24 protein-coding genes, 1 tRNA gene and 1 pseudogene are annotated in these 23,185 nt (G+C 42.9%); 22 read left to right on the top strand and 4 right to left on the bottom strand.

Annotation, left to right across the window (positions count from 1 at the left end; genetic code table 11):
* Positions 1-38 precede the first annotated feature (38 nt).
* Complete coding sequence (locus tag D8872_RS01770; protein WP_125389737.1) at positions 39-671, top strand: ribonuclease P; 633 nt, start codon at positions 39-41, stop codon at positions 669-671.
* A 139-nt stretch (positions 672-810) separates the two neighbouring features.
* Positions 811-945 carry a 50S ribosomal protein L34 gene (gene rpmH / locus D8872_RS01765; protein WP_000831905.1) on the top strand — a complete coding sequence of 45 codons (135 nt, stop codon included), beginning with the start codon at positions 811-813 and terminating at the stop codon, positions 943-945.
* 424 nt (positions 946-1,369) lie between these two features.
* On the opposite strand, the gene D8872_RS01755 is transcribed toward rpmH, so the two are convergent.
* The 3 genes from D8872_RS01755 to D8872_RS01745 are packed head-to-tail and all read right to left on the bottom strand — an operon-like array spanning position 1,370 to position 3,494.
* A complete protein-coding gene (locus D8872_RS01755; RefSeq protein ID WP_125389736.1) occupies positions 1,370-2,788 on the bottom strand; it encodes a DUF4153 domain-containing protein in 1,419 nt (472 codons plus the stop codon).
* Between the two features lie 2 nt (positions 2,789-2,790).
* Positions 2,791-3,009 carry a helix-turn-helix domain-containing protein gene (locus D8872_RS01750; protein WP_005591644.1) on the bottom strand — a complete coding sequence of 73 codons (219 nt, stop codon included), beginning with the start codon at positions 3,007-3,009 and terminating at the stop codon, positions 2,791-2,793.
* Positions 3,010-3,017: 8 nt separating this feature from the next.
* Positions 3,018-3,494 carry a DUF2975 domain-containing protein gene (locus D8872_RS01745; protein ID WP_125389735.1) on the bottom strand — a complete coding sequence of 159 codons (477 nt, stop codon included), beginning with the start codon at positions 3,492-3,494 and terminating at the stop codon, positions 3,018-3,020.
* 234 nt (positions 3,495-3,728) lie between these two features.
* Here D8872_RS01745 and D8872_RS01740 point away from each other — a divergent pair, with 234 nt between their 5' ends.
* From D8872_RS01740 to rsmA, 5 genes and pseudogenes are all read left to right on the top strand, one after another.
* Positions 3,729-4,499 carry a TatD family hydrolase gene (locus tag D8872_RS01740; protein WP_125389734.1) on the top strand — a complete coding sequence of 257 codons (771 nt, stop codon included), beginning with the start codon at positions 3,729-3,731 and terminating at the stop codon, positions 4,497-4,499.
* A complete protein-coding gene (gene rnmV, locus D8872_RS01735; protein ID WP_125389733.1) occupies positions 4,465-5,061 on the top strand; it encodes a ribonuclease M5 in 597 nt (198 codons plus the stop codon). Before D8872_RS01740 ends, rnmV begins: the two co-directional genes overlap by 35 nt.
* 11 nt (positions 5,062-5,072) lie before the next feature.
* Positions 5,073-5,927 carry an SDR family NAD(P)-dependent oxidoreductase gene (locus D8872_RS01730; RefSeq protein WP_125389732.1) on the top strand — a complete coding sequence of 285 codons (855 nt, stop codon included), beginning with the start codon at positions 5,073-5,075 and terminating at the stop codon, positions 5,925-5,927.
* Between the two features lie 121 nt (positions 5,928-6,048).
* Positions 6,049-6,809: pseudogene (locus tag D8872_RS01725) on the top strand (dimethyladenosine transferase).
* 12 nt (positions 6,810-6,821) lie between these two features.
* Positions 6,822-7,694, top strand: a complete 873-nt coding sequence (gene rsmA, locus D8872_RS01720; protein ID WP_125389731.1) for a 16S rRNA (adenine(1518)-N(6)/adenine(1519)-N(6))-dimethyltransferase RsmA — start codon at positions 6,822-6,824, stop codon at positions 7,692-7,694.
* Between the two features lie 119 nt (positions 7,695-7,813).
* Here the strand turns inward: rsmA and D8872_RS01715 are convergent.
* Positions 7,814-7,896 (bottom strand) — tRNA-Leu (locus D8872_RS01715).
* A gap of 99 nt (positions 7,897-7,995) precedes the next feature.
* Between D8872_RS01715 and rsgA the strand changes: the two genes are divergently transcribed.
* From rsgA to glnA, 15 genes are all read left to right on the top strand, one after another.
* Positions 7,996-8,874, top strand: a complete 879-nt coding sequence (gene rsgA, locus D8872_RS01710; protein WP_125389730.1) for a ribosome small subunit-dependent GTPase A — start codon at positions 7,996-7,998, stop codon at positions 8,872-8,874.
* 14 nt (positions 8,875-8,888) lie between these two features.
* Positions 8,889-9,548 (top strand): ribulose-phosphate 3-epimerase, encoded by a 660-nt coding sequence (gene rpe, locus D8872_RS01705; RefSeq protein WP_125387283.1) that lies wholly within the window; start codon positions 8,889-8,891, stop codon positions 9,546-9,548.
* The gene (locus D8872_RS01700; protein WP_125387284.1) at positions 9,541-10,173 is read left to right on the top strand and encodes a thiamine diphosphokinase; all 633 of its coding nucleotides are present in this window, start codon (positions 9,541-9,543) and stop codon (positions 10,171-10,173) included. Before rpe ends, D8872_RS01700 begins: the two co-directional genes overlap by 8 nt.
* A 1-nt stretch (position 10,174) precedes the next feature.
* Positions 10,175-11,431: a DNA recombination protein RmuC gene (locus D8872_RS01695; protein ID WP_125389729.1), complete on the top strand. Its 1,257-nt coding sequence runs from the start codon at positions 10,175-10,177 to the stop codon at positions 11,429-11,431.
* Positions 11,421-12,365, top strand: coding sequence for a 3'-5' exoribonuclease YhaM family protein (locus D8872_RS01690; RefSeq protein WP_045500508.1), 945 nt, complete (start codon positions 11,421-11,423; stop codon positions 12,363-12,365). Before D8872_RS01695 ends, D8872_RS01690 begins: the two co-directional genes overlap by 11 nt.
* 200 nt (positions 12,366-12,565) lie before the next feature.
* Positions 12,566-13,381 (top strand): pur operon repressor, encoded by an 816-nt coding sequence (purR, locus tag D8872_RS01685; RefSeq protein ID WP_005591656.1) that lies wholly within the window; start codon positions 12,566-12,568, stop codon positions 13,379-13,381.
* Positions 13,382-13,396: 15 nt separating this feature from the next.
* Positions 13,397-14,014, top strand: coding sequence for a hypothetical protein (locus D8872_RS01680; protein ID WP_125371182.1), 618 nt, complete (start codon positions 13,397-13,399; stop codon positions 14,012-14,014).
* Positions 14,015-14,317: 303 nt separating this feature from the next.
* Entirely contained in the window at positions 14,318-14,731 is a 414-nt protein-coding gene (gene rpsL / locus D8872_RS01670; protein WP_005591658.1) for a 30S ribosomal protein S12, read from the top strand.
* Between the two features lie 19 nt (positions 14,732-14,750).
* On the top strand, positions 14,751-15,221 hold the full coding sequence (rpsG, locus tag D8872_RS01665; protein ID WP_005591659.1) for a 30S ribosomal protein S7: 471 nt from the start codon (positions 14,751-14,753) through the stop codon (positions 15,219-15,221).
* A 278-nt stretch (positions 15,222-15,499) separates the two neighbouring features.
* Positions 15,500-17,578, top strand: a complete 2,079-nt coding sequence (fusA, locus tag D8872_RS01660; protein ID WP_125389728.1) for an elongation factor G — start codon at positions 15,500-15,502, stop codon at positions 17,576-17,578.
* 239 nt (positions 17,579-17,817) lie between these two features.
* The gene (gene gap, locus D8872_RS01655; protein WP_125389727.1) at positions 17,818-18,825 is read left to right on the top strand and encodes a type I glyceraldehyde-3-phosphate dehydrogenase; all 1,008 of its coding nucleotides are present in this window, start codon (positions 17,818-17,820) and stop codon (positions 18,823-18,825) included.
* Between the two features lie 244 nt (positions 18,826-19,069).
* Positions 19,070-20,269: a phosphoglycerate kinase gene (locus tag D8872_RS01650; RefSeq protein WP_125389726.1), complete on the top strand. Its 1,200-nt coding sequence runs from the start codon at positions 19,070-19,072 to the stop codon at positions 20,267-20,269.
* A 430-nt stretch (positions 20,270-20,699) separates the two neighbouring features.
* On the top strand, positions 20,700-21,224 hold the full coding sequence (locus tag D8872_RS01645) for an FUSC family protein (RefSeq protein WP_005591664.1): 525 nt from the start codon (positions 20,700-20,702) through the stop codon (positions 21,222-21,224).
* Positions 21,225-21,300: 76 nt separating this feature from the next.
* Complete coding sequence (locus D8872_RS01640; RefSeq protein ID WP_005591665.1) at positions 21,301-21,666, top strand: MerR family transcriptional regulator; 366 nt, start codon at positions 21,301-21,303, stop codon at positions 21,664-21,666.
* 30 nt (positions 21,667-21,696) lie between these two features.
* On the top strand, positions 21,697-23,043 hold the full coding sequence (gene glnA, locus D8872_RS01635) for a type I glutamate--ammonia ligase (protein ID WP_005591666.1): 1,347 nt from the start codon (positions 21,697-21,699) through the stop codon (positions 23,041-23,043).
* Positions 23,044-23,185: the final 142 nt, after the last annotated feature.

Below are 23,185 nucleotides of genomic sequence, written 5' to 3'. Positions count from 1 at the left end.
GCTTAGCTGGTTTTTAGATACAGAAAGGAGAAAATTCTATGTCACTTTTTCCAGCTATTGAGTCATTTTTGACTGTTCAAGGAAGTAAATACATTTCACCAGACAAGGCAGGAGAACTGCGAGAGACAATGTTGGATTTGAAAGCTAGAGGTCAGGCCGCTCGGCAGGAGTTTGCGAACTTGGTCCGAGACTTTCAGGCTCTCTATCCCAAGCTGAGTCTGGAGCGGACCAGCAATTGGCTGAATCAGGCTCAGATTTTACGCCCACATTTTTGGAATTATCTAAAAGGCTATGGGGACATCACAGAGCCTATGTTCGCCCTGCGCTTGTATGGGACTGCAGAAGATTTTGGGGTCTCGCTAGAGGTGAGCTTCATGGAGCGCAAGAAAGACGAGCACAGTCTCAGCAAGCAAAATCGGATACTGAATCTGCCTATTCAACCGCCAGCTTACTATTTTGCCCAGATAGATGGTGTGAGTCAACGCTTCGAAGCTACGGAGGTAAATAGACAGTATCTAAGCCAGCAGGTGGCTACAGGATTAGTCCGCAAGGTTTTAATCAAATATGATGTCAATCTTTCCGAGGCTACGAGCAAGCAACAAGTTCTGTCGGAGCTTGAGCAGGCTATGACAGCCTTGATTCCCTTCTATGAAGCGACACGATTTGAATGATTTCGCTTCCAAAAGGAAACAATTCTTCCAATACTATTGACAAACAGGAGAGAATCAGATAGAATAGTAAAGTATGTTTAGTAACTGATCACTTTATAGCCGGCTAAACGAATACAAAATCTATGAGGAGGTATTCATCGTGAAACGTACTTATCAACCAAGTAAACTTCGTCGTGCGCGCAAACACGGATTCCGTAACCGTATGTCAACTAAAAACGGTCGTCGCGTATTGGCAGCTCGTCGTCGTAAAGGACGCAAAGTTTTGGCTGCATAATCCAAACGATTACCATAAAGAAACCAGTGGAGACTCGAGACCGCTGGTTTTTCTATTGCTTTTGATAGAATAGGCTTCTATGCTTTAAGGATAGCTAGTATTGCTATGAAAGAGTCTGTGCAGGATAGGAACTTTGCTTGAAAGGGTAAGCAAGGGGGCTTGGTCTAGGTGGGGTTTTCGCGTGTCTATTAGCTAGTTTGAATAAAAGAAAAGAGAGTGGGACAGAAATCGGAAATTCGTTAGAATTCGATTTCGTCGTCCCACCTCCGCACAGTTGAGTAGGGCTGTAAAAGCTGATGAAATCAGCGTAGTAGAGCCCACTCAACCACTGCGTCTTGCTCGACAATCCAAAGACAATTGAGAGGCTAGGACTTTCGTCCCAGCCTCTTTTTGATGATTATTTGGAATGTAAGTACGCTCTCTATCAAGCAGCTAAGAGCAGGGGATAGAGATAGCAGAGCAACGTGAAACTAATAAGGGCGTAGAAGATACCGATTCGGGTTGCTTGGATGGGCTTGTAGAAGCGAATCAGGGTCAGAATACACCAGACCAGTAGAACGAGGATAAACCAAGCGGAGATCAGGCGCAATGGTGTTGGACCGTAGAGATAGATGTAGATGCCAAAAAGTTTCCAGCCGGCAAGCAAGGCCAATAAAAAGGCGAAAATAAAGAGGACAGTGCTGGCTAGACGAGTACCTTTCTGGTCCCAGAGAGGTTTTTGGGCCAGCAAATAAAAGGCGGCTAGCACAGCGAAATTTAGAAGTGATACACGAACGAGTTGCCAGAAGCCAGCAACAGCAACGGTTGAGGCATTTTGTGGAGAAATGGTTTGGAGGCTAGTACCAGCACTAAGGAGTTCGCTTAATTCTCCTAAACCAACGAGGAAAAAGAGAGCGTAGGTCAGGCAGAGGCTGCCGATGATGATATAGGCTGTAAAAGCAGGAAACATCCGCAGTGGCTGAATTTTATTTTGGAAACTTTGGTAGGTAACTTTGATATTTTTTTGATTCAGTAAGCTGCCAACAATCAGACTGTAGAGATAGAGGCCAATAGGTAGAGCCAAAAAGAGGCGAAGGGCGATGGCGTCTGTATCCAGATTTGCAAAAATCAAGTCAAAGATAGACTGCAGAACCTCAGCTGTAATACTAAAGAAAAGAGCAAATCGATCAGAGACTTGGCTAAGTTGTGACCAAACGAAGAAGACAAGCATACCAGCAATAAGAAGGCTACTTGCGATCATCGTGCTTTGGACTGCTTTTTTAGAAGAATCGCCGTCTTCAGCAGTCGCATCTGAAGTCTTGCCAGTCCGAGCAAAGACTTGAAGACCAGCGAAAAAGTTTCTAAAAGGTAGAATGACAAAGGCCTGAATGCTATCGTACCAAACCATGATTCCCAAGCGACCTTGATTGAGCCAACCCGTCCGTGATAGGATATAAAAAGAAAAGGAGATGTGAAGAGTCAAAGCTTGAAAAATCTCTAATTGCGGGTGAAAGCCCCAGATACTGAGAGCCAGTGCCTGAGTCAGGCTGAGAATCAGGAAAAGATTGGACTCGAGTCCAGCAGAGGCATCCCTTTCGATTTGAGGCAAGCTTTTCGGCGTTTTTCTTACTAACCACTCGGTCAAGCTAATCAAACCAATCGCAATAGGAAAAAAGTAAATGCTCTTGTTACCGTCAATAGCAACTGTATAAAAGTAGGCTAAAAAATAGAGAATGAGGGAGCTGATTCTAAAATTCTTCAGTTCCTTTATGTTTAAAGCTGAGAAGATGCTTTTTCGCTCTTCGTCTTTTTCAAAAGGAAGGTAGGGTTGCCCCGTCATCTGTCCTTGTGATGGTGTTTCCATGTTTATTCCTCCTCGGTTTCATCTGTGATATATTCAAGAATATCGCCGGGCTGGCAGTCCAATTCCCGACAAAGGGCATTAAGTGTTGAAAAGCGTATTGCCTTGGCTCGGTTATTTTTCAAGATGGACAAGTTGGCAGGGGTGAGGTCAATCAATTCTGCTAAGCGTCCAGCACTAATCCGTTTTTGAGCCATGACAAGGTCTAAATTTATCTGAATCATAGTCCCTCCTAAATCGTGTAGTCTACTTCTTCTTGCAGCTCAATTGCCTTGCCAAAAGCATTGCGGATAACCCGAATAATCAAGGTTAAAATGCAGCAAGAAACGGCTACGAGGAGCATGGGCATATAGACTGTCAAGCCCATAAAGAAAGAAATGAGGGAGACCATTCCGACTTCCCAGCCCAGATAGCGCATATACTGTACATTCTGTCTGATAAAGACCTGATTTTTCCCGATGCGGCTGAGGAGCCGATAGAGATGTACGATACAGGTCAGAGCCAGGCAGCCCAAGACATAGCCTAGAAGCAACAATATCCAATAGCGACTTTCTCCCTGAAAGAAAGGAGAGGGAAATTCGATGACTAGGCTGACTACCCAAGGTCCGATGGCTATCAGGACAATGGAAGCAATAAATAAAATGCTGAGGCTGATTTTTGTAAGCACAATGCTTATATCTTCAGCTGTTTTTTGTCTTGTCTTTGACATGGATTCCTCCAAATAATTTCTATTTTTATTTACTATATCACAAAATATATCGATAATCAATAATAAAATATCGAAAAATAATAAAAAATTATCAAGAAACAGTAAAATTATTTTTTATAGGCGTTGAAAAAATAGTAAATACCCGCTGGAATAGATGGAGAGAAAGTAAAGCTCTTGCCCCTTTAACTGACTTTTTTGGTATAATGAAAGGCAGGAAATACAAGGAAGTAAAGCATGAAAATTTTTGATACACACACGCATTTAAATGTGGAAGAATTTGCTGGTCGAGAGGCAGAGGAGCTCCAGCTAGCTGCAGAAATGGGTGTCAGCAATATGAATGTTGTCGGTTTTGACCGGCCGACCATTGAGCGCGCCTTGGAGTTGGTCGACAATTATGAGCAGATTTACGCTACGATTGGCTGGCATCCGACTGAGGCTGGGACTTATGATGAGGCGGTGGAAGCCTATCTGCTGGACAAGCTTGCTCATCCAAAAGTAGTGGCTTTGGGCGAGATTGGTCTGGATTATCACTGGATGACAGCGCCCAAGGAAGTGCAAGAGCAAGTATTTCGCCGACAAATCCAGCTGTCCAAAGAGTTAGACCTGCCTTTTGTCGTCCACACGCGCGACGCTTTAGAGGACACCTATGAGATTATCAAAAGTGAGGGTGTAGGCCCTCGTGGCGGTATCATGCACTCTTATTCGGGTTCTTTGGAAATGGCAGAGCGCTTTATCGAGCTGGGGATGATGATTTCCTTTTCTGGAGTCGTCACCTTTAAAAAAGCAACGGATATTCAGGAGGCTGCGCAGAATCTGCCTTTGGACAAAATCCTCGTCGAGACGGATGCACCTTACTTGGCGCCTGTTCCCAAACGCGGCCGAGAAAACAAAACAGCCTATACTCGCTATGTTGTGGAGAAAATTGCTGAACTGCGTGGGTTGGCGGTCGAAGAAGTAGCGCAGGCGACCTATGAAAATGCAAAGAAGGTGTTTGGGCTTGACTGAAAAGATAAAAATCCCGCAAGTGGTCGTTGTGGAAGGGCGTGATGACACAGCCAATCTCAAGCGCTATTTTGATGTTGAGACTTATGAAACGAGAGGCTCCGCTATCAGCGATGCCGATATCGAACGGATTCGTCGCTTGCAGGACTTACATGGTGTCATTGTCTTTACAGACCCTGATTTCAATGGCGAGCGGATTCGCCGTCTGATTATGACGGAAATTCCTACTGTCCAACATGCCTTTCTCAAACGTGACGAAGCAGCTCCTAAGTCCAAGACCAAAGGGCGCTCATTAGGCATTGAGCATGCGAGTTTTGAAGACTTAAAAACAGCCCTCACTGGGGTGACCAGCCATTTTGAGTCAAGCAGTGATTTTGATGTAACAAAGAATGACCTTATGCGGCTGGGATTGCTCCTAGGAAGCGACAGCCGTCAGCGTCGAGAGTATCTAGGAGAAGAGCTTCGTATCGGTTATTCTAACGGCAAGCAGCTACTCAAGCGGCTGGAACTGTTTGGCGTGACCTTGGCGGAAGTGGAAGAAACCATGCTTAAATATTCATTCTAACGGAGTCAGAAATGAAAAAAGTAATTATTACGGGCGGCAATAGCGGTATTGGCTATCAGGCTGCGAAACAGTTGGCTGAAAAGGATTGGTCAGTGACTTTGTTTTGTCGGCGAAAAGAAGCTGCTGAGCAAGCCTGTGAAAAAATCCGTCAACAAACAGGAAATCCGCATGTAGATTACATCTTGGTTGATTTATCTGATATGAAGAGCGTCAGGAAAGCAGTAGAACAGTACATCCAAAAAGAACAGACTTTAGATGTTTTCATTAACAATGCGGCCGATTTTGACTTATCAATCAAAAAGCCGATTCTGACCAAAGACGGTTTGGAGAAGCAGTTTGCAACCAATGTGGTAGCTCCCTTCTTGCTTTCTACCTTGTTGAGAGGCTTGTTGGAAAAGTCAGAAAGTGGTCGGATTATTAATATTTCTTCCCAAGGGCTGGTGCTTTATCCTTTCATGAAGCTTGATTTTGAAAATTTATCCGGTCAAAAACATTATAGTCCCGCTAAGACCTATTATCAGAATAAACTGGCCTTGTTGATGCTGTCGCTTTATATGCGGAAACATTGGAAAGGTATCAAGGTTCAGGCGGTCCGTGTGACCAATGTCAAAGTAGATATGCGCCGCTATGATCGCCTCAGCGTTTTTATGAAAAATCTGTATAAAATTAAGTCAAGATTTTCGATGAGTCCTGAAGAAATGGCGAAAGTCTATACAGCATTATCTATAGAAGATGGCTATGAGGGATTTTTGTATGACGAGAAATGCAAAGAAGTTAAGGCTAATGCATTTGCTTACGAGGAAGAAGGACAGAAAAAACTTTACACCTTACTTGAGCAAATGACCTCCTTAAAAGATAACGAATAACGAATTAGCAAGCATCTGTATTGGTAATGGTGGAAACAGAGGCGACTCAAGCGTTTGGAACTGTTTGGTGTGACTTTAACGGAAATTTAAACTTTAATAAAAAATTGTGAAGGGAGATGACATGGCAAATAGAAGCTATATTTATTTAAAAAACGGCGATGAGGCACGTATTCTAACGGAGGGCGTTTACACAATTCCTTTTTTTGGCAATTATTTTGGGATGAAAAAGATTTGCGAATGCCTAGTATTCTATGGAAAAAATTTAACATCTTACTTCCTATTGAAAAATTCCAGAAAAATTCCCTCAAAAATCGGACCTTTTTAGAAAAGAATGCCCCTCAGGCCTTGCAACTATATGATGATTTTGTTCGCTATATTCTTGCAAATGTCAAAGATGGTGACATGCTAGGATTTGATATTTTAGAAGTTGCTTCTATGGACGGATTGTCTATAGCTTCGCGTAAGCTTTTAAAAAACATCCGAGCAATTCAGGGAAATCAACCCCAAGAATTGGATTTTTCTTTAACAGGTACGAACTTGATTGGGCTTGCCATGGGGTTTCCTGATTATTATGCCTCAAAATTGTTGCCAGAAGACAATATTCTAGACTCGGTTGCATACCAAGATGAGTTGAAGAAAATGCAACGCCCAAAAGATAAACAAGTGCAAGTCCAAGAAGCTGAGCAAGTCCAAGTTCAAGAAGATAAGCTAGTACAACGTCAAGAAGCTAAACCTAAACAAGAGCAAGTCCAAGAAGATGATCAAGTGCTTGATGAGACTGGGGTCGAAGCAAAAGAGAACAAGCGAGGTAATGGGGTCATATATTTGTTTTTATTGGCACTAGTAATTCGGTTGATTTTTTATATGATGGCTAAGAGATAGGAAAGAGAGAAAATGAGAATTGCAGACTATAGTGTGACCCGTGCCATTCTGGAGCGTCACGGTTTCACCTTTAAAAAATCGTTCGGTCAGAATTTCCTGACGGATACCAACATCCTCCAGAAGATTGTGGATACAGCCGAGATTGATAAAAAGGTCAATGTTATCGAAATTGGTCCCGGAATTGGTGCTTTGACAGAATTTTTGGCGGAAAGTGCTGCAGAGGTTATGGCCTTTGAGATTGATGACCGTCTGGTGCCGATTTTGGCGGATACTCTGCGCGATTTTGACAATGTGACAGTGGTCAATCAGGATATTCTCAAGGTTGATCTGGCTCAGTACATAGCAGAGTTTAAGAATCCAGACCTGCCTATCAAGGTAGTGGCAAATTTGCCCTACTACATCACGACGCCGATTCTCATGCATTTGATTGAAAGCGGAATTCCTTTTAGTGAATTCGTCGTTATGATGCAAAAAGAAGTGGCAGATCGGATATCAGCTCAGCCGAATACCAAGGCCTACGGCAGTTTGTCGATTGCGGTGCAGTATTACATGACGGCCAAGGTTGCCTTTATCGTGCCGCGGACAGTCTTTGTGCCAGCACCAAATGTGGATTCGGCTATTCTCAAGATGGTGCGCAGAGACCAGCCTGCAGTTGCGGTACAGGACGAGAAATTCTTTTTCAAGGTCTCCAAGGCCAGTTTTGTCCACCGTCGGAAGACTCTCTGGAATAACCTGACCAGTTATTTTGGGAAGTCAGAGGAGACTAAAGGCAAACTGACAGCAGCTTTAGAACGAGCTGACTTATCTCCAAGTGTTCGGGGAGAAGCCTTGACTTTGGCAGACTTTGCCCGTCTGGCGGATGCTTTGAAGGCGCAAGGTCTATAAGATATTGAAAACCAGCCCTTTTTTGAAAATGGCTGGTTTTTCTGAAATAAATTGCAAGGTGCTTTTGTGAATTTTTAAAAGAAAAACTCTTGTCAACTTGGACAAGAGTTCCTGTTCGATGCGGAGGAAGGGATTTGAACCCTCACACCCGTACGGGCACATGCGCCTGAAGCATGCGTGTCTGCCGTTCCACCACCTCCGCTTGCTTTTTATTATAACATATTTTTTGAAAATGCCAATAGTAAAAGCCAAATATATGTTTTTTTGATATAATAATTGTATTAACTTTAAAGGAGCAGTCTTGCAAGGAATAATTATCAAAGCCTTGGCTGGCTTTTATTATGTAGAGTCAGATGGGCAGGTGTATCAGACCAGAGCGCGTGGGAATTTCCGCAAAAAAGGACAAACGCCTTATGTTGGCGATCATGTTGAGTTTTCAGCGGACAAGGATTCCGAAGGCTACATTTTAAAAATAGCCGAGCGTAAAAATAGTTTGGTGCGGCCACCCATTGTCAACATTGATCAGGCAGTTGTCATCATGAGTGCCAAGGAGCCAGACTTCAATGACAATCTCTTGGATCGTTTTCTGGTGCTTCTGGAGCACAAGGGCATCCACCCTCTCATCTATCTGAGTAAGTTGGATCTGTTGGAGGATGAAGCCAGCTTGGATACTTATGTTCAGGCCTATCAGCGGATTGGCTATCAGGTGGTCCGGTCTGTCGAGGATTTATTGCCACTGCTGACGGGGAAAATTACAGTTTTCATGGGTCAGACTGGTGTTGGGAAGTCCACTCTGCTCAATAAAATTGCACCAGATTTGCAATTAGAGACAGGAGAGATTTCTGAAAGTCTGGGGCGGGGTCGCCATACGACACGGGCGGTCAGCTTTTATAACCTAAATGGTGGAAAGATTGCGGACACTCCGGGCTTTTCTTCCTTAGACTATGAAGTAGACAAGGCAGAAGACCTGAATGCCGCCTTTCCAGAAATTGCCGAAATCAGCCGGGACTGCAAGTTCCGCACTTGTACCCATACACATGAACCGGCTTGTGCCGTCAAACCAGCCGTAGAAGCCCGGCAAATTGCTGCTTTTCGTTTCGAAAATTACCTGCAATTTCTCAGTGAAATCGAGAATCGCCGTGAAACCTATAAAAAGACAGCTAAAAAACTTCCTAAATAGAGAAAGGAACTATCATGAAAACATTTAAAATTGCTCCCTCTGTTTTGAGTGCGGATTATGCTAATTTTGAGACTGAGTTGAAAAAGCTAGAAGCTAGCGGGGCGGAGTATGCCCATTTGGATGTCATGGATGGCCATTTTGTCCCTAATATCAGCTTTGGTGCCGGTGTTGTAGCAAGTATGCGTCCCCACAGCAAGATGGTTTTTGATTGTCATCTCATGGTGTCCAATCCTGAGCATCATATCGAGGAATTCGCTCGGGCGGGTGCAGATATTATCAGCATCCATGTTGAAGCGACTCCGCATATTCATGGGGCTTTGCAGAAGATTCGTGCAGCAGGTGTCAAGCCTAGCGTTGTTATCAATCCAGGAACGCCAGTTGAAGCGATTAAAAATGTCTTGAATCTAGTGGATCAGGTCCTAGTCATGACAGTCAATCCAGGCTTTGGTGGTCAGGCTTTTCTGCCAGAAACCATGGATAAGATTCGTGAACTGGTCGCTTTGCGAGAGGCCAATCAGCTGAACTTTGATATTGAGGTTGACGGAGGGATTGACGATAAGACGATTCAGCTGGCTAGAGAAGCTGGCGCCAATATTTTTGTGGCCGGTAGCTATGTCTTCAAAGGTGATGTCAGTCATCAAGTTCAGACCTTGAGGGATGCGTTAGATGCCTAGGATTGCTCTGTTTGCTGGCGGTGATTTGACTGAGCTCAATAGGGATTTTGATATCTTTGTCGGAGTTGATCGTGGCGCCTTTTATTTGCTAAAGCAGGGATTGCCTCTGGACTTAGCGGTTGGTGATTTTGATTCTGTATCTGAAGAAGAATTGCTGCGCATAAAAGCTGGTGCCAAGGAAGTAATTCAGGCTCAGCCTGAAAAGGATGATACGGACTTGGAATTGGCCGTTCTGGCTTGTCTTGAGCGCTATCCAGATGCTTATCTGACGATTTTCGGCGCTTTTGGCGGTCGTCTAGACCATGCTCTGGCCAACATTTTCTTACCCAGCAACGATAAGATCGCTCCCTATATGGAGCAGCTGATCTTAGTTGATGCCCAGAATTGCATCCGCTATGTGCCTTCTGGCCGTCATGAAATCAAGCCAGTGGAAGGGATGGACTATCTAGCCTTTATGCCGACAGAGGATGTTCCTTTGACCATTGAAGGAGCTAAATATCCTTTAAATGAAAGGAATTTTTTCTTTAAAAAAGTCTATGCTTCTAACGAATTTATAGATAGACCTGTATTTTTATCCTTTGACAAGGGTTATACGGTTGTTATTTACAGTAAAGATAGGAGTTGATATGGAATATATCATCATCATCCTGCTTATCATCAATCTGGTCTTTCTCTATTTCTTCTGGCAGAGACAGGGGCAGCAGGAGCAGGCAATCAAAGTCTTGCTAGAAGAGCAGGAAGATCATCTGTCCGACCAGCTGGACTATCGCTTTGAGCAGGAAAGGCAGCAGGAAGCTCTTCGGCAAAAAGAGCTAGAACTGGTTCTGGGCGATCGGCTAGCAGAAGTTCGAACAGATTTGCATCTCCATTTGACGGATTTGCGAACCGAAATGGCGGATAGTTTCAGCAAAAATCGAGACAAAACCGATGAGCGGATGCGTCAGATTCAGGAGTCCAATGACCTGCGGCTGGAGCAGATGCGCCAGACCGTTGAGGAAAAATTGGAGAAGACTCTGAAGAGTCGCCTACAGACCTCCTTTGAGACGGTGTCCAAGCAGCTAGAATCTGTCAATCGTGGTTTAGGAGAGATGCAGACAGTGGCTCGGGATGTTGGCAGTCTCAATAAGGTTCTTTCCAATACCAAGACCCGCGGTATTATGGGCGAGCTCCAGCTGGGACAAATTATCGAAGACATCATGACACCCAGCCAGTATGAGCGAGAATTTGCCACAGTGGCAGGTTCTAGTGAGCGCGTGGAGTATGCCATCAAATTGCCGGGACAGACGGATCAGGACTATGTCTACCTGCCCATCGATTCCAAATTTCCTCTGGCGGATTATTACCGCTTGGAAGAGGCTTATGAATCGAGCAACAAGGAAGAGATTGAACTTTATCGCAAGTCGCTGTTGGCTAGCGTCAAGCGTTTTGCCAAGGACATCAACAGTAAATATCTAGCTCCGCCAGCTACGACTAATTTTGGGATTATGTTTTTGCCAACGGAAGGTCTCTATTCTGAAGTAGTTCGCAATCCAGAGTTTTTCGACGGTTTGCGGCGAGATGAGCAGATTGTCGTAGCTGGACCGTCTACCTTGTCAGCCCTGCTCAACTCTCTCTCAGTTGGCTTTAAAACCCTAAACATCCAACGTAGCGCAGATGACATCAGCAAGGTTCTGGGCAGTGTCAAGCTGGAATTCAATAAGTTTGGCGGTATTCTAGCCAAGGCTCAGAAACATCTGAAGAACGCTTCTGGCAGCATTGATGAGCTACTGACTCGACGAACCAATGCCATTGAAAGAACGCTGCGGCATATTGAATTGTCTGACCAAGACCTTCATTTACACTTGCTCGATATTCCAGATGAAAGGGAAGACTATGAAAATTAATCAAATGAAAAAAGATGAGATGTTTGAAGGCTTTTATCTGATTAAGTCAGCAGAAGTCCGACAGACTAGAGCTGGGAAGAATTACCTCGCCTTCACTTTCCAAGATGACACTGGAGTGATTGAGGGGAAATTATGGGATGCCCAGCCCCATAATGTGGCGGAATTTACAGCGGGGAAAGTCGTTCACATGCAAGGACGCCGCGAGGTCTACAATAACACCCCTCAGGTTAATCAGCTGACTTTACGTCTGCCAAAGGCCGGCGAGCCTAATAATCCTGCTGATTTCAAAGAAAAACCACCTGTTGATCAAAAAGAACTGCGGGAATATCTGGCGCAAATGATTTTCAAGATTGAAAATCAAGTCTGGCAGCGCGTGGTGCGCTCCCTTTACAGCAAATACGATAAGGAATTCTATTCTTACCCAGCAGCGAAAACCAATCACCATGCTTTTGAATCAGGACTCGCTTTTCATACAGCTACCATGGTCAAGCTAGCAGATGCGATTGGTGACATCTATCCTCAGCTTAATAAGAGCCTTCTTTTTGCGGGGATTATGTTGCACGACTTAGCCAAAGTCATTGAGTTGAGCGGTCCAGAAAATACGGAATACACCGTGCGAGGCAATCTGATTGGCCATATTGCGCTGATTGACGAAGAATTGACCAAAACCTTGGCAGAGCTGAAAATTGATGATACCAAGGAAGATGTCATTGTTTTGCGCCACGTCCTCCTCAGTCATCACGGTCTCCTCGAATACGGCAGTCCCGTTCGTCCAAAGATTATGGAAGCAGAAATCCTACACATGATTGACAATCTGGATGCGGAAATGATGATGATGACCACGGCTCTGTCTCTCGTTGCTCCGGGAGAAATGACCAATAAAATATTCGCATTGGAAAATCGTTCCTTCTATAAACCAAAAATTGATAAGTGAAATACGAAAAATGGGCATTATATTTAGTATAATGTTCGTTTTTTTGATATAGTATGATATAATGAAAAAAATAAAATAAATATTCATAGAAATCACTCCAAACTTTGAATTGAAAGAGCTGATATACTGCTCTATGCGAGAAGAGCTAGGTTCTCAGATTAGTTTGTGGCTGATTTTGATGGAGTCGAATTGGTGAAAAAATGAAATTAAGAAGAAGTGAGCGCATGGTGGTTATTTCCAATTACTTGATTAACCATCCTTACCAATTAACAAGTTTAAACACATTTGCAGAAAAATATGAGTCTGCCAAGTCTTCCATTTCAGAAGACATCGTGATTATCAAACGTGCCTTTGAAGAAATCGAAATTGGTACGATTGAGACAATTACCGGTGCTGGAGGAGGTGTCGTCTTCACTCCTTCCATTTCAGAAAAGGAGGCCAAGGCTATCGTTCAAGACCTCCGCGATCAGCTGTCTGAGAGTAATCGAATCCTTCCTGGCGGCTATATCTACTTATCAGATTTGCTCAGTACGCCATCTATCCTCAATAATATTGGCCGCATCATTGCCAAAGCTTTTAAAGATCAAAAGATTGATGCCGTTATGACAGTGGCGACCAAGGGGGTTCCCTTGGCCAATGCTGTCGCTAATGTCTTGAATGTTCCCTTTGTCATTGTCCGTCGCGATTTGAAAATCACCGAGGGATCTACGGTCAGTGTCAACTATGTCTCTGGCTCTAGCGGAGATCGGATTGAGAAAATGTTCCTCTCAAAACGTAGCCTAAAAGCTGGCAGTCGGGTACTGATTGTTGATGACTTTCTCAAGGGAGGCGGAACGGTTAATGGGATGATTAGCCTTCTGTCTGAGTTTGATTCGGAGTTGGCAGGAGTAGCGGTCTTTGCAGACAATGCGCAAGCCAATCGCGATCATCTAGAATACAAATCACTGTTAAAGGTGACCAATATCGACGTTAAATCAAATACGATTGATGTTGAGATTGGGAATATATTTGATTAACTTTAGGAAAAAATTATGAGAAATATTTTTGATAAATTAGAGAGAGCTTCTAACCTTGTTCGTTTAGGGATCCTGGCAATAATGCTGCTTATCTTGGTTTCTGGACTTATATTTTTAAAACCAGCTCAGAAGAATACGGGCTCCGCCAAAACAGTTAGTTACAGTAGACGTTCAAGCTCCAGTAAAGCTAGTTCTACTAAGAAAACATCGTCAGAAGATAATACGATTCAGGATGCTGAAGTAGCTGTTAAAAAGTTAGAAGAAGAGCGTACCGATGAAAGTGTGACTCAAGCACAAGCAGCGGTTGACAAGGTAAAAGATGAGGAAGCCAAAGCTAAGTTCCAAGGTCGAATTCAAGCCGTAAAAGATGCAATGAAGACACCTGAGGAATCCACTGAACCTGATTCAGACCAGCAGCAGTCGTTCTCTCCTACGCCTGTTGCGCCAGTTTATCGAACACCTGCCATCTCCATCGAACCACGAATACAGCCACAAGAAAGTTCGACTCCTGCACCATCCTCTAGTCCAGAAGTTACCCCAAGTCCATCTTCGGAGATACCAAGCCCGTCTTCAGATACTTCGGGCGCCTCTTCAAATACGGTGGTTCCTTCCCAGACTTCAAGTGAAAAATAGAATTGAATACATATTTTGATTAGTATTTAAGTGTTTATCAACAATCTGTTGTAGCATATTTTCAGATCTTTAAGATGATAATAATCAAGCAAAAGGTTGATTAAGAAGTGAAGATAAGTCAAAAATTAAGAAAACCTATTGACGAGGATATGCTTCTGTGTTACAATGATAAACGGTACTTTTTACTTTTGGTCTCTCAAAAGTGTACAGAGACGTGCTGACAAATGTTGCAAAAGTACACACAGATGGTAGCTGTCACCAAGTGTATCATCACCAAAATTAAAAAAATACAGGAGAATGTAGATGCCTACAATTAACCAATTGGTTCGCAAACCGCGTAAATCAAAAGTAGAAAAATCTAAATCACCAGCTTTGAACGTTGGTTACAACAGCCACAAAAAAGTTCAAACAAACGTATCTTCACCACAAAAACGTGGTGTTGCAACTCGTGTCGGAACTATGACACCTAAGAAGCCTAACTCAGCCCTTCGTAAATTTGCCCGTGTACGTTTGAGCAACTTGATCGAAGTTACAGCTTACATCCCAGGTATCGGACACAACTTGCAAGAGCACAGCGTAGTGCTTCTTCGTGGTGGACGTGTAAAAGACCTTCCAGGGGTACGTTACCATATCGTTCGTGGTGCACTTGATACAGCAGGTGTTACTGACCGTAAGCAAGGCCGTTCTAAATACGGTACTAAGCGTCCAAAAGCATAAAGAAAGGGGATAAAGATAAATGAGTCGTAAAAACCGTGCGCCTAAGCGCGAAGTATTGCCAGATCCGCTTTACAATTCACAATTAGTTACTCGTCTTATCAACCGCGTTATGCTTGATGGTAAGCGTGGTACAGCAGCTTCTATCGTTTACGGAGCTTTTGAGCAAATCAAAGAAGCTACTGGAAATGATGCACTTGAAGTATTTGAAACAGCGATGGAAAACATCATGCCTGTTCTTGAAGTACGTGCACGCCGTGTCGGTGGTTCAAACTACCAAGTACCGGTTGAAGTTCGTCCAGAACGTCGTACTACACTTGGACTTCGTTGGTTGGTAACAATTTCACGTGGTCGTGGTGAACATACTATGCAAGATCGTCTTGCAAAAGAAATCATGGATGCTGCTAACAACACTGGTGCAGCAGTTAAGAAACGCGAAGATACTCACCGTATGGCTGAAGCTAACCGTGCCTTCGCACACTTCCGTTGGTAAGATCATGATACCAAGGGCGCTAAAGGCACAAGGCAAAAATAGGAAACTGATGCAGTGTTTGAAGAACACAAAGCAGTTTGTCTTTTTTGCGCAGGGCCTCGCTCGGGTTCAAATTAGCTAAAAATATTATTCTGAGCTATAATTCAACTGATCGTCTTGTAAGTTGAAACCAACAAAAAACAAGATAAACATTGAGAACGGGTAGGTCCTGCCTATCCGTTTTTTCTAAATAATGTTATAATAGATTGTAAAATAAAAAAATAGGAGAAACTAACCTCATGGCACGCGAATTTTCACTTGAAAAAACTCGTAATATCGGTATCATGGCTCACGTCGATGCTGGTAAGACAACTACAACTGAGCGTATCCTTTACTATACTGGTAAAATCCACAAAATCGGTGAAACTCACGAAGGTGCGTCACAAATGGACTGGATGGAGCAAGAGCAAGAACGTGGTATCACTATCACATCTGCTGCGACAACAGCTCAATGGAACAACCACCGCGTAAACATCATCGACACACCAGGACACGTGGACTTCACAATCGAAGTACAACGCTCTCTTCGTGTATTGGATGGTGCGGTTACCGTTCTTGATTCACAATCAGGTGTTGAGCCTCAAACTGAAACAGTTTGGCGCCAAGCAACTGAGTACGGAGTTCCACGTATCGTATTTGCTAACAAAATGGACAAAATCGGTGCTGACTTCCTTTACTCAGTAAGCACTCTTCACGACCGTCTTCAAGCAAATGCTCATCCAATTCAATTGCCAATCGGTGCTGAAGATGACTTCCGTGGTATCATCGACTTGATCAAGATGAAAGCTGAAATCTATACCAACGACCTTGGTACAGATATTCTTGAAGAAGATATTCCAGCTGAGTACCTTGACCAAGCTCAAGAATATCGTGAAAAATTGGTGGAAGCAGTTGCTGAAACTGATGAAGAATTGATGATGAAGTACCTTGAGGGTGAAGAAATCACTAACGAAGAATTGAAAGCTGGTATCCGTAAAGCAACAATCAATGTTGAATTCTTCCCAGTATTGTGTGGTTCTGCCTTCAAGAACAAGGGTGTTCAATTGATGCTTGATGCGGTTATCGATTACCTTCCAAGCCCACTTGACATCCCAGCGATCAAAGGTATCAACCCAGATACAGACGAAGAAGAAACTCGTCCTGCATCTGATGAAGAGCCATTCGCAGCTCTTGCCTTCAAGATCATGACTGACCCATTCGTAGGTCGTTTGACATTCTTCCGTGTTTACTCAGGTGTACTTCAATCAGGTTCTTACGTAATGAACACTTCGAAAGGTAAACGTGAGCGCATCGGACGTCTTGTGCAATTACATGCCAATAGTCGCCAAGAAATCGAAACCGTTTATGCTGGTGATATTGCAGCTGCTATTGGTTTGAAGGATACAACTACTGGTGATTCATTGACAGATGAAAAAGCTAAAATCATCCTTGAGTCAATCAACGTTCCAGAACCAGTGATCCAATTGATGGTTGAGCCAAAATCTAAAGCAGACCAAGACAAGATGGGTATTGCCCTTCAAAAATTGGCTGAAGAAGATCCAACATTCCGCGTTGAAACAAACGTTGAAACTGGTGAAACAGTTATCTCTGGTATGGGTGAGCTTCACTTGGATGTCCTTGTTGACCGTATGCGTCGTGAGTTCAAGGTTGAAGCAAACGTAGGTGCTCCTCAAGTATCTTACCGTGAAACATTCCGCGCTTCTACTCAAGCACGTGGATTCTTCAAACGCCAGTCTGGTGGTAAAGGTCAATTCGGTGATGTATGGATTGAATTTACTCCAAACGAAGAAGGAAAAGGCTTCGAGTTTGAAAATGCTATCGTCGGTGGTGTGGTTCCTCGTGAATTCATCCCAGCGGTTGAAAAAGGTTTGATTGAGTCAATGGCGAATGGTGTCCTTGCTGGCTACCCAATCGTTGACGTGAAAGCTAAACTTTACGATGGTTCATACCACGATGTCGACTCATCTGAAACAGCCTTCAAGGTTGCGGCTTCACTTGCTTTGAAAGAAGCTGCTAAGACTGCACAACCAGCTATCCTTGAGCCAATGATGCTTGTAACCATCACTGTTCCCGAAGAAAACCTTGGTGATGTTATGGGTCACGTAACAGCTCGTCGTGGACGTGTTGACGGTATGGAAGCACATGGTAACAGCCAAATCGTTCGTGCTTATGTTCCACTTGCTGAAATGTTTGGTTATGCGACTGTTCTTCGTTCTGCAACACAAGGACGTGGTACCTTCATGATGGTATTTGACCACTACGAAGATGTACCTAAATCAGTACAAGAAGAAATCATTAAGAAACACCGTGGTGAATAATTCACTACATGACGCTCGCTTCTAGCGGGCGTTTTTTCTTTATGGAATCAAAATATGGAATTTATGAAAAATATCGAAAATACATGAAAGAAAATTTGTTACTTGTTAATAATAATGAAATCAGTTGCAATTTTGCTCAATAAGGTATATAATAGATATGTTGAAAGGTGATTTGTAGTGATTCAAGTTACTCTTTTCACATAAAATTTTTTTTGATTTTCATAAGGAGGAAATCACTAATGGTAGTTAAAGTTGGTATTAACGGTTTCGGTCGTATCGGTCGTCTTGCTTTCCGTCGTATCCAAAACGTAGAAGGTGTTGAAGTTACTCGCATCAACGACCTTACAGATCCAGTTATGCTTGCACACTTGTTGAAATACGACACAACTCAAGGTCGTTTCGATGGTACTGTTGAAGTTAAAGAAGGTGGATTCGAAGTTAACGGTAAGTTCGTTAAAGTTTCTGCTGAACGTGATCCAGAACAAATTGATTGGGCTACTGACGGTGTAGAAATCGTTCTTGAAGCAACTGGTTTCTTTGCTAAGAAAGACGCTGCTGAAAAACACCTTAAAGGTGGAGCTAAGAAAGTTGTTATCACTGCTCCTGGTGGAAACGATGTTAAAACAATCGTATTTAACACTAACCACGACGTTCTTGATGGTACTGAAACAGTTATCTCAGGTGCTTCATGTACTACAAACTGTTTGGCTCCAATGGCTAAAGCACTTCAAGACAAATTTGGTGTTGTAGAAGGATTGATGACTACTATCCACGCTTACACTGGTGACCAAATGATCCTTGACGGACCACACCGTGGTGGTGACCTTCGTCGTGCTCGCGCTGGTGCTGCTAACATCGTTCCTAACTCAACTGGTGCTGCTAAGGCTATCGGTCTTGTAATCCCAGAATTGAACGGTAAACTTGATGGTTCTGCACAACGCGTTCCAACACCAACTGGATCAGTTACTGAGTTGGTAGCAGTTCTTGAAAAGAACGTTACTGTTGATGAAGTAAATGCAGCTATGAAAGCAGCAGCTAACGAATCATACGGTTACACAGAAGATCCAATCGTATCTTCAGATATCGTAGGTATGTCTTACGGTTCATTGTTCGACGCAACTCAAACTAAAGTTCTTGACGTTGACGGTAAACAATTGGTTAAAGTTGTATCATGGTACGACAACGAAATGTCTTACACTGCACAACTTGTACGTACTCTTGAATACTTTGCAAAAATCGCTAAATAATTCAATTGTATGTAGAAGAGATCCGAATGGATCTCTTTTTTGTTTTACAGAACAGCTTGAAGGAGTGGCTATTGGAAATCACCCTGCTCATGCAACATCATTAGCATTTATCAGAAAAATGTGAATCGTGTAGTCTTTCATCTATCTTTGATTGGAGAAAAGGAAAAGCCATGAATTTTTACTATCACTTTTGTAGATTTTGTGATATAATTAACACGTATAAAAAAAGAAGGAGTCATATCTAATGGCAAAATTGACTGTTAAAGACGTTGACTTGAAAGGGAAAAAAGTTCTCGTTCGTGTTGATTTCAACGTTCCTGTAAAAGATGGCGTGATTACTAACGACAACCGTATCACTGCAGCACTTCCAACTATCAAGTACATCCTTGAACAAGGTGGACGTGCTATCCTCTTCTCTCACCTTGGACGTGTAAAAGAAGAAGCAGATAAAGAAGGTAAATCACTTGCTCCTGTAGCTGCTGATTTGGCTACTAAATTGGGTCAAGAAGTTAAATTTATCCCAGGCGTTACACGTGGTGCTGAATTGGAAGCAGCTGTTAACGCTCTTGAAGATGGACAAGTTCTCTTGGTTGAAAACACTCGTTTCGAAGATGTTGATGGCAAGAAAGAATCTAAAAATGATCCTGAACTTGGTAAATACTGGGCATCACTTGGAGATGGTATCTTCGTAAACGATGCATTCGGTACAGCTCACCGTGCACACGCATCTAATGTTGGTATCTCAGCAAACGTTGAAAAAGCTGTTGCTGGATTCCTTCTTGAAAACGAAATTGCCTACATCCAAGAAGCAGTTGAAGCTCCAGAACGCCCATTCGTAGCCATTCTTGGTGGTTCAAAAGTTTCAGACAAGATCGGTGTTATCGAAAACTTGCTTGAAAAAGCTGATAAAGTCCTTATCGGTGGTGGTATGACTTACACATTCTACAAAGCGCAAGGTATCGAAATCGGTAACTCACTTGTAGAAGAAGACAAATTGGATGTTGCTAAAGCTCTTCTTGAAAAAGCAAACGGCAAATTGATCTTACCAGTTGACTCAAAAGAAGCAAACGCATTTGCAGACTACACTGAAGTGAAAGATACTGAAGGTGAAGCAGTAGATCCAGGCTTCCTTGGTTTGGATATCGGTCCTAAATCTATCGCTAAATTTGACGAAGCCTTGACTGATGCGAAAACAGTTGTATGGAACGGACCAATGGGTGTGTTTGAAAACCCTGACTTCCAAGCTGGTACAATCGGTGTGATGGACGCTATCGTGAAACAACCAGGCGTGAAATCAATCATCGGTGGTGGTGACTCAGCTGCCGCAGCCATCAACCTTGGTCGTGCAGACAAGTTCTCATGGATTAGTACGGGCGGAGGCGCTTCTATGGAGCTTCTTGAAGGTAAAGTATTGCCAGGTTTGGCTGCACTTACAGAAAAATAATTTCAGCCCGTTAGTCTCTACAAAATCCTGATTTTGTAGAAAAAGGAACAAAACTGAAACGTTAACGAAAAGGTGGCTATGTCACCTTTTTGTGTAGTGGAGGTATTTGTGACGCGGTGGTGGTGCCTCAATGGAACTCCTTGAAGGTAAAGTTCTTCCAGGGCTTGCAGCTTTGACTGAAAAATAATCTTTGAAACGGAAAGAGTTGGGTAACCAACTCTTTTTCTTTTGTCCTTGTAGGCTTCTGAGGAAATGGATTTTTGGCTTCTATTTTCCTAATGAGTAATCAATAATGGGAAATATAGTTAGAAATACAGTAGAAGCTGGCTATGCATCCTTGTAGGATATAGACAATAAACTCGATGGACAGAGCCTTTTTGTTAGAAAATATGTTAGAATAAAGATAGTTTACTTTTAAAAAGGAAAAAGCATGAGCTATTTTAGTAAGTATAAATTCGATAAATCAAAATTTCGCTTGGGTATGAGGACGATGAAAACAGGGATAGCAGTCTTTATTGTCCTACTTATTTTTGGTATGTTTGGCTGGAAGGGGCTCCAAATTGGGGCTTTGACAGCGGTGTTTAGCCTGCGAGAAGATTTTGATAAAAGTGTTCATTTCGGAACTTCTCGTATTTTAGGAAATAGTGTCGGGGGCTTTTATGCCTTGCTATTCTATCTGTTGGGAAATTTATTGAACGGCCAATTTTGGGTGACCTTAGTATTTGTGCCAATCTGTACGATGCTGACGATCATGACCAATGTTGCTATGAACAATAAGGCTGGGGTGATTGGTGGTGTTTCAGCTATGCTGATTATCACTCTCTCCATTAGTCCGGAAGATACTATTTTATACGTTTTTGCTAGAGTTTTTGAAACCTTTATGGGGGTCTTTGTCGCGATAGTGGTAAATTCGGATGTGGATAGAATTAAGAATTTCTTTAAGTCTATAAATTAAAATGTGTAAGAAAATCTCACATTGATTGTTGACATACAAAAAAAATTAGTTATAATAGTGCATAGAGAGGAAAAAAATGAAGGAAAAAGAGTTTCGCCGAAATATGGCAGTCTTTCCCATAGGTAGCGTTATGAAGTTGACGGACTTATCTGCCCGTCAGATTCGATATTATGAGGAGCAAAACCTCATCACTCCCCTTCGGAATGAGGGCAATCGCCGAATGTATTCCCTGAATGATATGGACCGCCTTTTGGAAATTAAGGATTATATTTCTGAAGGTTATAATATCGCTGCTATCAAAAAGAAATATGCTGAGCGTGAAGCTAAATCCCACAAAACGATTAGCGAAAAGGAAGTCCGTCGAGCTCTCCACAATGATATTTTACAGCAAGGTCGTTTTGGCTCTTCTCTGCCAACCTTTGGTCACATGCGTCGACCATAAACTATTTTTTAAAACTATAAGGAGTTACCCATGCCCATTACAGCAGCTGATATTCGTCGCGAAGTAAAAGAAAAAAACGTCACTTTCATCCGTCTGATGTTCTCTGATATTTTGGGAACCATGAAAAACGTTGAAATTCCAGCAACGGATGAGCAGCTTGAAAAGGTCTTATCAAATAAGGCTATGTTTGACGGTTCGTCCATTGAGGGATTTGTTCGGATCAATGAATCTGACATGTATCTTTATCCTGATTTGGATACTTGGACAGTTTTTCCTTGGGGAGATGAAAATGGCAGTGTAGCAGGCTTGATCTGTGATGTTTATACGACAGAACATGTTCCCTTTGCAGGAGATCCTCGTAGTAACCTTAAGCGAGCTCTCAAACATATGGAAGCACTGGGCTTCAAGTCTTTTAATCTTGGTCCTGAGCCAGAATTTTTCCTTTTCAAATTGGATGAAAATGGTGATCCGACACTGGAAGTGAATGACAAGGGTGGCTACTTTGACTTGGCGCCGACAGACTTGGCAGACAATACTCGTCGGGAAATTGTCAATGTTTTGACTAAGATGGGATTTGAAGTGGAAGCTAGTCACCATGAGGTGGCAGTCGGTCAGCACGAGATTGACTTTAAGTATGATGAAGTGCTTCGTGCTTGTGATAAGATTCAGATTTTCAAGTTGGTGGTGAAAACCATCGCTCGTAAGCACGGCCTCTATGCGACCTTTATGGCTAAGCCCAAGTTTGGTATTGCTGGTTCTGGTATGCACTGCAATATGTCCCTCTTTGACCAAGATGGAAATAATGCGTTTTATGATCCAGAGGATCCAAAAGGAATGCAGTTGTCTGAGACAGCCTACTATTTCTTGGGCGGTTTGATTAAGCATGCCTATAACTATACAGCTATCATGAATCCGACTGTCAACTCTTATAAACGTTTGGTGCCTGGCTTTGAAGCGCCAGTTTACATCGCTTGGGCTGGGCAAAATCGCTCACCTTTGGTTCGAGTACCGGCATCGCGCGGTATGGGAACTCGCTTGGAGTTGCGTTCAGTAGACCCTATGGCCAATCCTTATATCGCTATGGCGGTGCTCTTAGAAGTGGGACTGCATGGAGTGGAAAATAAAATCGAAGCGCCAGCTCCAATCGAGGAAAATATCTATGTGATGACAGCTGAGGAGCGCAAGGAAGCTGGTATTACAGACCTGCCGTCTACTCTCCACAATGCCCTTAAGGCTTTAACTGAAGATGAGGTAGTCAAGGCAGCTTTAGGAAACCATATTTACACTAGCTTTGTTGAAGCCAAGCGGATTGAATGGGCTAGCTATGCGACCTTCGTTTCCCAATGGGAAATTGATAATTATTTGGACTTATATTAATGAATTCTAGAACAGGGCTTGAAAAAGTCCTGTTTTTGTATGGAAACAAGATATTTCCAGTTTTTAAATGTTGTATTTCCAATCTTTTTCATGCTTTTGTATCCAGAATGTACGGGGAAAACTTGTAAAATATATTTAAAAG

The organism is Streptococcus cristatus (assembly GCF_003943815.1).
GTDB lineage: Bacteria > Bacillota > Bacilli > Lactobacillales > Streptococcaceae > Streptococcus > Streptococcus cristatus_F.
Note: the sequence above shows the minus strand (reverse complement) of the source record. Positions and strands in the feature narration are given on the sequence as shown.